Source organism: Pusillimonas minor (genome assembly GCF_014237865.1).
Classification (GTDB): Bacteria; Pseudomonadota; Gammaproteobacteria; order Burkholderiales; family Burkholderiaceae_B; genus Neopusillimonas; species Neopusillimonas minor.
In genome coordinates this window covers 156,023-169,447 of record NZ_JACJUU010000003.1, presented here as the reverse complement: position 1 = coordinate 169,447, position 13,425 = coordinate 156,023, and the positions used below count along the sequence as shown (strand labels likewise).

The following is a 13,425-nucleotide window of genomic DNA, read 5'->3' as shown; positions in this document are numbered from 1 at the left end:
CATCATGCCCCGTCGTCGGGTGCGACGACCAGTGTTGAGCCTTCGATTTCGATAATTCGGTGCCGGCCCGAAACCGGTGAGAAACCCGGGGCCAACCGCGCAGACCACAAAGCCCCGCGATACCGCACATGTGCGGTATCGTCGGCACCCCACGAGGCAATGCTGACGTGCGCCCCGATATCGAGATTGACGTCTTTGTTGCGGGCCGCGTTAACCTCGCGCTTTTTGAGTACATGCGTTTTGCGCAAAACCAGCAAGCCCAACATGGCCACCACGGCCGCCGCCACAATTTGCACCCCCAACCCTGCACCCGCCCAGGCGGCAACCCCGCCTGCAGCCAGGCCCAGCGCAATAAGCAACAAATAAAAAGTGCCACTTAACACCTCGCCAATAAGCGCTACCAATGCAAAGGCAAACCAGAACCACATAAAACACCCCCCCTAAGCTTCTGAATCCGAGGTTGCAACGGCACACAGGTGTCGATGCTACCCACGCCTGTATATTAAAGCCCATTTGCCTGCTTATGCATTGAATTATGGCTTACGCTAACGCTGGGCGCGAAAGCGCTATGCGCCGTTATGTCAGCGCCCAGCCCTCGTGCAACAACAAACTGCATTTGCGGTGCAACCCGCCACCATACCCGGTCAGCCGGCGGCTAGCCGCTACAACCCGATGGCACGGCACGATGACCGATATGGGATTACGCCCGACCGCGACGCCAACGGCCCGGCTGGCGGCCTTGTCGCCTACCGCTTGCGCAACGTCGCCATAAGACACCAACGCACTGTGGGGAATATCAAGCAGAACTTGCCAGACTTTTTGCTGGAATGGCGTACCTTCAAGCTGTAGCGGCACCGAAAACCGGGTAAGCGTCCCGGCAAAGTAGGCGTCCAGTTCTTGAGCCGCCCATTCAAAAATGGCCTGGGCCGGCGCAGTGGCCGTTGTCGGGCCCAGCGCGTTGAGTGCGCCAACATGCCGCTGTGTGACCGAGCCGGAGTTTAAGTTGGCGCGTTGAGCGACCTGATGTGTTTGTCGTCCGGCAATACGGACATTGCGCAGTCCCCTGCCATCGATTTCGCCTGCGGTTGGGTCGGTAATGATGCCGGGTGCTGTTGTGCCTGAAGACGATATACGGCCTACCGGCGGGCAGTCGCGCTGATCGGAAAAATACAGCCCGGTGAGCGCCTGACCGTTGGACGCCATGACAAGCCCCCCAAGCGAGGTGTGCAGGTGTGCGAAAAAGACCGATGATGACGCGCACTTCATGGAAATTGCCTATACTTGTTACTGTACGGTTTGGTTAACCTTGCCCATACCAACCATTATTACTACAGCGTTTATGCGAAAAAAAACCGAAGCCCGCCGCGAAGCCATTTTGACCACCGCGCTCGAAGTCTTTCGTGAAGAAGGTTTCGAAGCAGCGTCAATGTCGCAAATTGCAGCTAAAGTAGGGGGCTCAAAAGCCACGCTTTATAACTACTTTTCGTCTAAAGAAGAACTACTGCTGGCCGCTATGCATCACTCGGCAACGGCACTAGGCCGAGATATTATGGCACTGATCGGTTCTTCGGGCGACCTGCGTCGGCAACTCGAGCGCTTTGCTCAGTCGTTATTGTCCGTATTGGCCGACGAAGACACGCTTAAACTCATCCGTGTCGCTATTTCGGTCAGCGGTCATTCGGGTATTGGCAAACGCTTTTTCGACCTGGGCACCGAAGTGGTTTGGTGCGAAATGGCACAGTTCATGGCTCGACAGGTGGCCGCCGGCCACTTGCAGGAAGAAGACCCCGAAGTGCTGGCCACGCATTTACGCTGTCTGTGCGACATGGACCTGATCGGCAACCTGATGCGGGCCAATAAGCCGCCGACACAAAAAGCGCTCGATGAAAAATCCAGGCTAATCGCCGACCTGTTCTTGCGTACACACGAAAAAAAGCCGCAAGCGAAATAAGCAAACTTAACAGACAAAAAATAAACCCCGCTGCAAAAACAGGGGGGGGTTATCAAGAGTGTAAGACGCCGGGGATACCCCGGCGTTTTACATGCACCGCCAAGCCTTACTTGGCCAGACGCTGCCAGGTATCGACAACGGTATCGGGGTTAAGCGACATCGACAAAATGCCCTGATCGCGCAGCCAGTCGGCCAAGTCGGGATGGTCGCTGGGCCCCTGGCCGCAGATACCCACATACTTGCCCGCCTTCAGGCAAGACTGGATGGCACGGCTGAGCATGAACTTGACGGCGTCGTCGCGCTCGTCGAAGTCGGCTGCCAGTAGCTCCATGCCCGAATCGCGGTCAAGCCCCAGCGTTAGCTGGGTCATGTCGTTGGAGCCGATGGAGAAGCCGTCGAAGTGCTCGAGGAACTGATCGGCCAAAATGGCGTTGGACGGTACTTCGCACATCATGATGACGCGCAGACCGTTTTTACCGCGCTCGAGGCCATGGCTAGCCAACAAGTCGATGACTTTACGGGCCTGGTTAACCGTACGTACAAACGGCACCATGATTTCGACGTTGGTCAGCCCCATTTCGTCGCGTACCTTCTTAAGCGCTTCGCATTCCATGCGGAAGCACTCTTCGAAGTCTTCGGCAAGGTAACGCGACGCACCACGGAAGCCCAGCATGGGGTTTTCTTCTTCGGGCTCGTAGCGCGAACCGCCAACCAGCTTGCGATACTCGTTTGACTTGAAGTCGGACATACGAACGATGACCGGCTTGGGATAAAAAGCAGCACCAATAGTGGCAACACCTTCGGCGAGTTTTTCGACGAAGAAGGCACGCGGGCTGGCATAACCACGCGCCGCCGATTCGACGGCTTTTTTAAGCTCGCTGTCGACGTTGGGGTAGTCGAGCACAGCTTTGGGGTGCACGTTGATGTTGTTGTTAATGATGAACTCGAGACGGGCCAGACCCACACCGGCATTGGGAATTTGCGAGAAATCGAACGCCAGCTGGGGGTTACCCACGTTCATCATGATTTTTACGCCGATTTCGGGCATTTCGCCCCACTGAACCTGTTCGATCTCGGTTTCGATCAGACCGTCGTAGATGCGGCCTTCGTCGCCTTCGGCGCACGATACCGTGACTTCTTTGCCGTTGGCCAGCACATCGGTGGCATTGGCACAGCCCACAACCGCCGGAATACCCAGTTCGCGGGCAATAATGGCGGCGTGGCAGGTACGACCACCGCGGTTGGTCACAATTGCCGAGGCCAGTTTCATGACCGGTTCCCAGTTGGGGTCGGTCATGTCGGTGACCAGAATGTCGCCAGCACGGACCTGGTCCATTTCGGAGATATCGGCCACAACACGGACTTTACCCGAGCCGATTTTTTGCCCGATAGCGCGGCCGGTGACCAGTACCTCGCCGGTGGCTTTCAGGCGGTAGCGCTCTTGAACATCGTGTGCCGCCTGCTGCGACTTGACGGTTTCGGGACGCGCCTGAAGGATATAGATTTTGCCGTCAATGCCATCGCGACCCCATTCGATATCCATGGGGCGACCGTAGTGTTTTTCGATGATGACGGCGTAACGGGCCAGTTCAATGACTTCATCGTCGGTCAGCGAGTAACGGTTGCGCTCGGACACAGGGACATCGACCGTGCGAACAGCGGCACCCGATGTGCGCTCGATGTCGAACTCCATTTTAAGGAGCTTGGAACCAATACGACGGCTGATGATGGGGTAATGACCCGCAGCCAGTGTCGGTTTGAAGACGTAGAACTCGTCGGGGTTGACGGCGCCCTGCACGACTGTTTCGCCCAGGCCGTAAGACGAAGTGATGAACACGACATCGTCGAAACCGGATTCGGTATCGAGCGTGAACATGACACCGGCGCTACCCAAGTCGGAGCGGACCATGCGCTGGATACCCGCCGACAAGGCGACTTCGGCGTGGGCGTAGCCCTTGTGCACACGATACGAAATGGCACGGTCGTTGTACAACGACGCAAAAACGTGACGGACCTTGTCGAGCACGTCGTCGATACCGACGACGTTAAGGAAGGTTTCTTGCTGGCCGGCGAACGAAGCGTCGGGCAAGTCTTCGGCAGTGGCCGAAGAACGTACGGCAAACGAACCTTTGCCATCGGCGTCGAGCTTGGCGAAAGATTCGCGAATGGCTTGTTCGAGCTCGGCCGGGAATGGCGTTTCGATGATCCATTGACGGATTTGTGCGCCGGCATTGGCCAGTTCGCGAACGTCGTCGGCATCGAGTGTGGACAAACGCTGGGCAATGCGGTCGTCGAGGCCGGTTTGCTTTAAGAAGCCGCGGAAAGCGTCGGATGTGGTGGCAAAGCCGCCGGGCACGCGCACGCCCGCGCCAGCCAGTTGGCTGATCATTTCGCCCAGGGACGCATTTTTGCCCCCGACCGAGTCAACGTCCGTCATGCGGAGCTGCTCGAAAGGTACTACATAAGACATAAAGTCACCTTTAAACACTATAGAAGAAAGCTTGTTTGCTTATGGCATAGCGTGAATTGACTTAAAATCTACGCACTAAGCAAACCAGCCTTGCCTTCTTCAAGCCCAAGGCAACACGCAATTGTACCTTTTCCCAACTTTAATGGGCTAGCCTTTGTAATGACTTCTACCAACGTCGAACGCACCGTCTTCATCGTCTCTGACGGCACCGGCATTACGGCCGAAACCTTCAGCCACTCTGTGCTGTCGCAGTTTGAAGAGGCCCAGTTTCGCTCGACGCGGCTTCCTTTTATAGACAGCCGCGAAAAAGTCGAAGAAGCCGTGGCCAAGATCAATCGTTGTGCGCAAGATACGGGCAAACCGCCGCTGGTTTTCAGCACGCTGGTCAACCCCGATATGGCGGCGTTGCTTAAAGACGCCAACGGTATTTTTCTTGACCTTTTTGGCACCTTCGTCAAACCGCTCGAAGAAGCCTTAGGCATGAAGTCCAGCCATTCTATCGGGCGCTCGCACGGCAGCGGTACGTCGCAAAAATATCGTAATCGCATCGAAGCCATCAACTTCAGCCTCTCGCACGACGACGGCCAGTATGTGCACGGGCTCGATAAAGCCGACGTCATTCTGGTGGGAGTATCGCGCTGTGGCAAAACGCCCACCAGCCTGTATCTGGCCATGCAGTACGCCATCAAGGTGGCCAACTTCCCGCTTATCCCCGAAGATTTCGAACGAGGCACGCTGCCCGCCACCCTGGCGCCCTTCCGTAAAAAACTGTTCGGCCTGTCGATTTTGCCCGAACGGCTGTCTGAAGTTCGCAACGAGCGCCGTCCAAACTCCAAGTACTCAACGCTGGAGCAATGTCGCTACGAGGTTGCCGAAGCCGAACGTTTAATGCGCATCGAAAGCATCCCGTTTGTGTCAACCACAACGCGATCCATTGAAGAGATATCAACCAAAGTACTGCAAGAAGTTGGGCTGGAAGCCCATATCTACTAACATTGCGGGTAGCGGCAGGGGCCAGGCGCCTCAATATGCGTGGTGTTGCCGAAGTTGTTCGTACAGGCACACTGCTGTCGCGACACCCACATTCAACGACTCGACAGCATCGCTTTGCGGAATAAATACACGCAGGTCGGCACGCGCCAACAGGGCCGGGTCGACCCCCTGCCCTTCATTGCCGGCCAACCAGGCGCAGGCCTTGGGTAAATTTACACCGTACAACATTTGACCGTGCTCCAGCGCCGTGGCCACCAGCGGCACGCGCAAGCGCTGGCAAAGCGCAAGCAGGTCGACCTGCTCGAACACCTGCAAGGCAAAATGGGCGCCCTGGGCGCTTCGCAATACTTTTGGCGACCAGGCCGAAACTGACCCTTCGGAAACGAATACCTGCCGGACACCTACCGCCGCTGCCGTTCGCAGCAAGGTGCCCAGGTTACCCGGGTCTTGCACACGGTCGAGCCAGAGGACATTGCCGTCAATAAACGGCGGCAAGTTTGGTGACAGGCGATTGACCACAAAACATACGCCCTGCCCTTGCCCTGCGACCTGTGACAAACGGGCATACAGTATTGCGTCGAGCGTCAGACCCATAGCGGGTTCGATATGCTGCGCCAGGCGCTGCAGCGGGACACTTTGCGCCAGCCGTTCGACGTCAAAGACAGCCCTTAACGGGGGCCCCTGATGACGCAACCACTCTTCGCATAAATGCACACCCTCGAGCAGTATTTGATCGCGCTCCTTGCCTGCCGCGACGCGCAAGAGCTGCTTGTACTGAGGGTTGTCGCGTGATTGGAGGTGCTTCATGGCTACGCGCCTTTGGTCAGCATCCTGTCGCGCACCGGCGCAAAGCTGCGGCGATGCGCCAGGCATGGCCCGTGCTGCTGCAGCCTGGCAAGATGCAGGGCAGTACCGTACCCTTTATGCTGGTCAAACCCGTAATCGGGATACAAATCGTGCAAGCGCTCGCAATCGGCATCGCGGGCTGTCTTGGCCAAAATTGATGCCGCCGAAATGGCTTTAACCTTGCTGTCGCCTTTTACAATGGCCTGCGCAGGCGCCATCAGCCCGGCAGGTACACGGTTGCCGTCGATCAGTATCTGGCCGGGTCTTACCGTCAGGCCTTCACAGGCCCTGCGCATGGCCAGAAAAGTGGCCTGCAAAATATTCAAGGTATCAATTTCTTCCACGCTGGCCTGTGCGATGCACCAAGCCACTGCCGTGCGGCGGATCTCTTCCGCCATAGCATCGCGCTGTCTGGCCGTCAGCTTTTTAGAGTCATTCAAGCCGTCGGGTATGCCGGTTTCAGGCAAGATGACCGCCGCTGCATACACCGGGCCAGCCAAAGGGCCGCGTCCCGCTTCATCCACACCGGCAATCAGCCCGGCCGGCATTACCGTGTCGAACAGATCAGCCTGCATGACGCGTAGCAACGTTATAAATAGCCCGGGCGGCCAAGGTGGGGGTATCACAGCGAAGGGTGTGATGCATGGCCAAAAACCGCTCAGCCAGTGTTTCGGCCCTTGCCTTGTCGGTCAAGGCTGTCCAGGTGGCGTCGGCGAGTTTTTCGGGGGTGGCATCGTCTTGCAGCAACTCGGGCACGGCGAAATCATTCAGCAACACATTGGGCAAACCTACCCAGGGCACGTAGGGCTTTTCCTGACCCGACTTCCAGGCCATTAACCGACGCATCATGGGCGACAGCACATACGAAATAACCATGGGCCGCTTGAACAACGCGGTTTCGAGTGTAGCGGTACCGCTGGCAACCAATACCGCATCGGCGGCCTCCATGGCGTCCCAGGCCGCCGGTCGGCCGGGCGTGGTGCCGCAATCGATGACTTTTAAATTGGCCACCGGGTGTGTTGCCAGAATGGCCTCGAACTCGGCGCGCCGCTGTGCATTGACCATAGGCACCAGCAACTGCAATGCCGGGTCTTGTGCTTGCAAAATACGCACCGCCTGCAAAAACCGGGGGGCCAGCAAACGTATTTCAGAAGCACGGCTGCCCGGCAACACGGCCAGCACGCGCGCGCCTGCATCCAGACCCAGTTGCCGACGCATTTGGGCCCGATCGGGGGCAATAGGTATCAGGTCGGCCAACGGGTGGCCGACAAACGTGACAGGGATATCTTCTTTTTCGTAGATGGCCGTTTCGAACGGGAACAGTACCAGCATATGCGAGACCGATTCGCGTATTTTGTGAATACGGCTATATCGCCAGGCCCATATCGACGGGCCCACAAAATGAACAGTGGGGACACCAGCATGCTTAAGCTGATGCTCAAGCCGCAGATTGAAGTCGGGCGCGTCAATACCCACAAAAACATCGGGCCGCTGTTCAAGCCAATGCGATTTGACGTCGTGATAGGTGCGCAGCAGGCCAGGCAGGCGCTTTAGTGCGTCGACATAGCCAAAAACCGTCAGGGCCGCCATATCGTGTCGGCAGTCCAGCCCCTGGGTACGCATGGCCGGCCCGCCGATACCGTCGAAAAGAACCTCGCCGGCGGCGACGGCCCCCGATTGCAGACCCGCCATGACCCTTGCGGCCAGCAGGTCGCCGGAGGGCTCGCCTGCGACCATCCCGATGTGCAGGGTCATGGCCGGACGACGCCGCGGCCTTCGACGCAGAGGAAGTCGATGAGCGGTTGCAGGGCTTGGGCCGCTTGGGGACGATCTTGCTGAAGGGCGCGCATTTGGGCCACGGCCTCTTCAACTTTAAGTTGCCGGCGAAACAGCAACTTGTACGCTTCTTTCAGGGCAGACACGTCTTCGGGACTGTAGCCGCGACGGCTCAGGCCTTCGGTGTTGATGCCGACCGGGCGAAAGGGGTCGCCTGCACCAATGACATAGGGTGGGATGTCTTGACGGATGGCGCTATTGCCCCCCACCATGCTGTGCGCGCCAATACGAACGAATTGATGGGCGGCTGTAGAGCCGCCGATAATTGCCCAGTCTTGAATGTGAATATGACCGGCCAGTTGAACGTTGTTGGCAATAATGGTGTGACTGCCCACCTGGCAATCATGGGCAATGTGCACATAGGCCATAATCCAGTTGTCGTCGCCCACGCGGGTAACACCTACGTCTTGTACCGTGCCGGTATTGATGGTGACATATTCGCGCACCATGTTGCCGTTACCAATTTCCAGGCGGGTGGGTTCGCCCTTGTATTTTTTGTCTTGCGGCATGCCGCCAATAGAACAAAAACGGTAGAACTCGTTGTTTTCGCCAATGGTTGTGTGGCCGTCGATAACACAGTGCGGCCCAACGACGGTGCCGGTCCCAATGACCACGTTAGGGCCAATCAGGCTATAAGGGCCGACCGAAACATTGGCACCCAGCTGCGCGCCTGGTGAAATGATGGCCGTAGGGTGAATTAATCCCGACATCAGTCTTCCAGCACCCGAATCGCGCACATAAGCTTAGCTTCGGCCACTTCTTGACCGTCGACAGTAGCACGACCAGTGTACTTGCACATTGTGCGGCTGATGCGATCGGCCGTTACTTCGATACGCAACTGATCGCCGGGTACTACCGGGCGGCGGAACCGTGCACCGTCAACACCCACCAAGTAATAAGCAATTTTCTGGTCTGCAGGGTTAACGTTGGAATCGCCTTCGAACGAAAACAAGGCCGACGCCTGAGCCATGGCCTCGATGATGAGAACGCCCGGCATGACCGGATGGTGCGGGAAGTGGCCCGTGAAGAAGGGCTCGTTCATGGTCACGTTTTTAAGGGCGACGATGCTTTTGCCCGGCACCATTTCAAGCACGCGATCGACGAGCAGCATCGGGTAACGATGCGGCAAACGCGCCATGATTTGTTTGATATCCAGTTCCATATCCAGTCCTACATAAGCACGCCAACGGCGCGATATTTTGTAATGATTTTATTGTTCGTTTTGAGGCGCGTTTTTCTCGCAAGCCCGCACACGACGACGCAGGTGCGCGAGTTGCGATACGACGGCCGCATTTTTTTGCCAATGGGTATGCTCGGCAAACGGATAGACGCCCGTATACCGGCCAGGCTCAAGCACATTAGACGTAATGGCCGTGCCACCAGAAACATGGACGTCATCACCCAACACGATATGCCCAGACAACATCGACGCCCCGCCGATGGTGCAACGCTGCCCAATGACCGTAGAGCCGGCAACGCCCACGCATGCAGCCATGGCGGTGTGATCACCGACCTTTACGTTATGAGCCAGCATGATTTGATTGTCGAGTTTGACGCCATTACCGACAACGGTATCGTCGAGCGCACCGCGATCGACAGTGGTATTGGCGCCAATTTCGACATCGTCGCCAATACGCACGCCGCCCAGCTGGGCAATTTTGGCCCAAGCGCCCTGCCCCTTGAACGGGTCAGGCGCAAACCCGAACCCGTCGGCCCCAAGCACCACACCACTGTGCAAAATGGCGCGATGGCCAACGTTAACGCCGTGATAGAGCGTCACCCGGGCATGCAGAAGGCTGTCGTTACCCACAGACGAACCCTGCCCCACGATACAGGCGGGGCCCAACCGAGCACCCGCACCGATCGTGGCTTCGGCCTCGATAACGCAATGCGGACCAATGCTGACCCCCGGCCCTATGCGGGCGGTAGGATCAACCACAGCAGACGGATGAATACCGGCCGGAAGCTGCGCCAAACGATGCAGGTCGAACCATTGCGCCAGCAAGGCATACATTAAATAAGGCTGGCTGCAAATGACGGCTTTAAAACCGGCGCCTGGCGCCAAGGCCTCGTAAACCTCGCGCGTGAGGATAACCGCAGCAGCCCGACACTGTAGCACCTGCTCTTTAAGGCGCGGGTTCGACAGGAAGCTGACTTCGTCGGGACCAGCAGAAAGCAACGAGCCTATACCCCGGATACGGGATGTAGGCTCGTTGATTAACTGGTAGTCTAGGCCGACCTGATTGGCACTGCGCAACAGGTCGGACAGGAAAGGCGCCTGTTCAGGCGCTAACAACACCGGCATACCACATTAACCGCCCAGGGCCTGAAGCACCTGATCGGTGATGTCGACACGCGGACTGACAGTCACGGCATCTTGAATGATCAGATCGTAGCCTTGGCTGTCGGCAATTTGCTTGATCGCGGCGTCGGCCTTTTCGACAATAGACGAGAACTCTTCGTTACGACGACGGTTGAAGTCTTCCTGGAACTCACGGCGCTTACGCTGCAGGTCGGCATCGATGTCGGCCAATTCGCGTTGGCGCTTGATGCGGTCGGACTCGGACAATACAGGCGCGTCTTTGTCGAACTGCTGCGCCTTGTTGCGCAGGTTGTTGGCCAGGTTTTGCAGTTCTTGGTCGCGACGTTTAAATTCGGCTTCGATTTTGGCCTGTGCCGCCTTGGCGGGTTTGGAATCGCGCAAGATGCGCTCGGTGCTCACGAAGCCGACTTTGGTACCCTGGGCCTGGGCAGGCGCGGGCAGCGTAACCAACGTTGCGGCGCCCAGAACAGCCGCCATAGCCAGCGCGCGTTGGCCGCGAGCCAGGCTACGGGTTAATGCAGAAACTTTCAAAACTAATTCAGACTTCATGAAAAATCTACCTTGCAAGTGCAGAGATAAAAAAACTATTGTGCCATTAAACGCGCCGAATTAAAAACCCGGCGCCTGACGGGTTAAAAGCCTGTGCCGATCTGGAACTGGAAGGCCTGGAGGTCGTCGCCGCTCTTGGCGTTAAGCGCTTTACCCCAGGAAATTTCGAGCGGGCCCATGGGGGATTCCCAGGACAAGCCCAAACCCGCCGAGTAACGCCAGCCGCATGGATCTTCGACCTGATTGCGGATACCTGTAGCACATGCGCCGCCACCTGTATTGGCAATTTGGCCTGCGTCGGCAAATACGAACCAGCGCAGGGTACGGTCGCGCGTAGCGCCGGGGAACGGCAGGTACAACTGTGCGTTGGCAATCATGCGGCGCGAGCCACCCAGGTAGTCGCCGGTACGAACGTCGCGCGGACCCAGTGACGCACCTTCGTAGCCACGCACCGAACCCAGACCACCGGCGTACATATTTTTGATGACCGGGAAGGTTTTGCTGCCATAGCTGCGCGCCCAGTCGACCTTGGCGTTAAGGGCCAGCGTAAAGCTGCGCCCCAACGGGAAGTAATATTGTTGCTGGCCGCTGAGCATGTAGTAGCGCAAGTCGGCCGTAGAGAAGTCAGTCCCCAGACGCGTGTAACTACCCTTACGCGGCGCGATAGCGCTGTCGCGGGTGTCTTTCGCCCAACCCAGGTTAAAAATTACCGCATTGGTGCTGTCGCCATACTCGTTGGTGAAGTCAGTATAGGCCTGCGGGGGATCGTAGAGCTCGAGCTTGTTGTGTTCGAAGGTCGCGCCCGCGAACACGCGGTCGTACTCTGAAATAGGCACGCCGAAATTCAGCCCGCCACCATATGCGGTAACGCGGTAGTCGCCGCGATCACCGCTGCCGGTGTCGTAAGGCGTTGTACGACGGTAGTACAGCGACGTCGTCTTGCTGATACCTTCAGTGGTCCAGTATGGGTCGGTATGCGCCACAACCAGGGTACGGTTGGTTTTGCTGGTATTGACCTGCAGCGACAAGCTGTTGCCACTGCCGAAGATGTTCTCCTGGCTGATGCCCGCCGACAAAATAACCTTGTCGGTAGAACCGTAACCCACACCCAGGTTAATCAGGCCAGTAGGCTTTTCTTTTACGTCGACGTTGATATCGACCTGGTCTGACGAACCGGGTACCGGAGCGGCATCGACGTTAAGTTCACTGAAGTAACCCAGACGATCGATACGATCGCGCGACTCTTTGATGCTGCTGGAGTCGTACCAGGCTGACTCTTGCTGACGCATCTCGCGGCGAACAACGACGTCGCGCGTACGGGTGTTGCCCCCGATTTGAATACGGCGGACGTACACACGACGACCGGGGTCGACGTAAAAAGTCAGGTCGGCTTCTTTAGCCTCGCGGTCGAGCTGAGGGTTGGGATTGACGTTGGCAAATGCATAGCCCAGGCTACCCAGGTAATCGGTAATGGATTTGACACTGGCGTTGGACACCGCCGCAGAGAACGTTTCGTTTTCTTTAACCTGGATAAGCGGGCGAATCTGGTCGTCGAGCCCCAGCAGTTCGCCTGCCAGCTTGACGCTGCGCACCTTGTAAGGCTCGCCTTCGTTCAGGGTGATGGTAATGAATATGCTTTGACGATCGGGCGAAATGGTGACCTGAGGCGGTTCCATCGTGAATTCGAGGTAGCCACGATCGAGATAAAAAGACCGGATCGCTTCAAGGTCGCCCTCGAGCTTTTCGCGCGAATACTTGTTGGTACCCGTGTACCAGGTCATGATGCCGCCTGTTGTCAGGCTCATTTCGTCACGCAAGTCGCCGGCCGAGAACGCCTTATTACCTACAAAATTGATTTGGCTGATGGTGGCAACATCGCCTTCGAAAATATCGAAGGTGACGCCTACGCGATTGCGTGGCAAGGGCGTAATAATGGGCGTGACCTCGACACCGTACTTGCCCTGAGACAAATACTCTTGCTTTAACTGGAATTCAGCCTGCTCGAGCAAGGCGCGGTCGAATACGCGACCAGGGCCAAAACCCACAGAACCAAGCGCCTTGTTAAGGCCCTCGGCGTCGAAGGCGCGCATGCCGTTGAAGGTTACCGAGGCAATGGTGGGACGCTCTTTGACGGCCACAACGATGACATCGTTTTGTGTATCGATAGTGACGTCGCTGAAGAAACCGGTCGCGTAAAGGCGCTGAATGGCGTCGGCAGCTTGCTGTTCGGTAAATTCTTGCCCGACCTTGACTGGCAAATAACTGAAAATGGTGCCAACATCGACGCGCTGAACACCTTCGACACGAATATCTTTGACAACAAATGGCGTGAAGGCATTGGCCAGGCCCGGGGCCAGAAACGCAGTCAGCACCAATGGCATAACGCGGCGGGCTAAAGAGAACTTACGACGAAACGACATCCTGGGGGATCCTTAGACGATCTGGTGGTGGTGGATT

The 13,425-nt window shown here is 57.2% G+C and carries 13 protein-coding genes; 2 read left to right on the top strand and 11 right to left on the bottom strand.

Features of this window, described 5'->3' with window-relative positions; genetic code table 11:
* Nucleotides 1-2: 2 nt before the first annotated feature.
* Together GTU67_RS05795 and GTU67_RS05790 are read right to left on the bottom strand one after the other, a co-directional pair.
* Complete coding sequence (locus GTU67_RS05795; RefSeq protein WP_185779161.1) at nucleotides 3-428, bottom strand: NfeD family protein; 426 nt, start codon at nucleotides 426-428, stop codon at nucleotides 3-5.
* 148 nt (nucleotides 429-576) lie between these two features.
* Complete coding sequence (locus tag GTU67_RS05790; protein WP_249417592.1) at nucleotides 577-1,266, bottom strand: methylated-DNA--[protein]-cysteine S-methyltransferase; 690 nt, start codon at nucleotides 1,264-1,266, stop codon at nucleotides 577-579.
* 73 nt (nucleotides 1,267-1,339) lie between these two features.
* Between GTU67_RS05790 and GTU67_RS05785 the strand changes: the two genes are divergently transcribed.
* Nucleotides 1,340-1,951, top strand: coding sequence for a TetR/AcrR family transcriptional regulator (locus GTU67_RS05785; protein WP_185779160.1), 612 nt, complete (start codon nucleotides 1,340-1,342; stop codon nucleotides 1,949-1,951).
* Nucleotides 1,952-2,057: 106 nt separating this feature from the next.
* Here GTU67_RS05785 and ppsA read toward each other — a convergent pair whose 3' ends face one another.
* Nucleotides 2,058-4,421 carry a phosphoenolpyruvate synthase gene (gene ppsA, locus GTU67_RS05780; RefSeq protein WP_185779159.1) on the bottom strand — a complete coding sequence of 788 codons (2,364 nt, stop codon included), beginning with the start codon at nucleotides 4,419-4,421 and terminating at the stop codon, nucleotides 2,058-2,060.
* A 159-nt stretch (nucleotides 4,422-4,580) separates the two neighbouring features.
* Between ppsA and ppsR the strand changes: the two genes are divergently transcribed.
* Nucleotides 4,581-5,414, top strand: a complete 834-nt coding sequence (gene ppsR, locus GTU67_RS05775; protein WP_185779158.1) for a posphoenolpyruvate synthetase regulatory kinase/phosphorylase PpsR — start codon at nucleotides 4,581-4,583, stop codon at nucleotides 5,412-5,414.
* Between the two features lie 30 nt (nucleotides 5,415-5,444).
* On the opposite strand, the gene GTU67_RS05770 is transcribed toward ppsR, so the two are convergent.
* The 8 genes from GTU67_RS05770 to bamA form a co-directional block, all read right to left on the bottom strand.
* The gene (locus tag GTU67_RS05770; protein ID WP_185779157.1) at nucleotides 5,445-6,221 is read right to left on the bottom strand and encodes a TrmH family RNA methyltransferase; all 777 of its coding nucleotides are present in this window, start codon (nucleotides 6,219-6,221) and stop codon (nucleotides 5,445-5,447) included.
* A gap of 2 nt (nucleotides 6,222-6,223) precedes the next feature.
* Entirely contained in the window at nucleotides 6,224-6,835 is a 612-nt protein-coding gene (rnhB, locus tag GTU67_RS05765) for a ribonuclease HII (protein WP_185779156.1), read from the bottom strand.
* The gene (gene lpxB / locus GTU67_RS05760) at nucleotides 6,825-8,015 is read right to left on the bottom strand and encodes a lipid-A-disaccharide synthase (protein WP_185779155.1); all 1,191 of its coding nucleotides are present in this window, start codon (nucleotides 8,013-8,015) and stop codon (nucleotides 6,825-6,827) included. The genes rnhB and lpxB overlap by 11 nt, the downstream gene beginning before the upstream one ends.
* Nucleotides 8,012-8,806: an acyl-ACP--UDP-N-acetylglucosamine O-acyltransferase gene (gene lpxA, locus GTU67_RS05755; RefSeq protein ID WP_185779154.1), complete on the bottom strand. Its 795-nt coding sequence runs from the start codon at nucleotides 8,804-8,806 to the stop codon at nucleotides 8,012-8,014. Before lpxA ends, lpxB begins: the two co-directional genes overlap by 4 nt.
* Complete coding sequence (gene fabZ, locus GTU67_RS05750; RefSeq protein ID WP_093970170.1) at nucleotides 8,806-9,258, bottom strand: 3-hydroxyacyl-ACP dehydratase FabZ; 453 nt, start codon at nucleotides 9,256-9,258, stop codon at nucleotides 8,806-8,808. Before fabZ ends, lpxA begins: the two co-directional genes overlap by 1 nt.
* 48 nt (nucleotides 9,259-9,306) lie before the next feature.
* Nucleotides 9,307-10,401, bottom strand: a complete 1,095-nt coding sequence (lpxD, locus tag GTU67_RS05745; protein WP_185779153.1) for a UDP-3-O-(3-hydroxymyristoyl)glucosamine N-acyltransferase — start codon at nucleotides 10,399-10,401, stop codon at nucleotides 9,307-9,309.
* 6 nt (nucleotides 10,402-10,407) lie between these two features.
* Nucleotides 10,408-10,968: an OmpH/Skp family outer membrane protein gene (locus tag GTU67_RS05740; RefSeq protein WP_185779152.1), complete on the bottom strand. Its 561-nt coding sequence runs from the start codon at nucleotides 10,966-10,968 to the stop codon at nucleotides 10,408-10,410.
* 83 nt (nucleotides 10,969-11,051) lie between these two features.
* Nucleotides 11,052-13,388 carry an outer membrane protein assembly factor BamA gene (bamA, locus tag GTU67_RS05735; protein ID WP_185779151.1) on the bottom strand — a complete coding sequence of 779 codons (2,337 nt, stop codon included), beginning with the start codon at nucleotides 13,386-13,388 and terminating at the stop codon, nucleotides 11,052-11,054.
* Nucleotides 13,389-13,425: the final 37 nt, after the last annotated feature.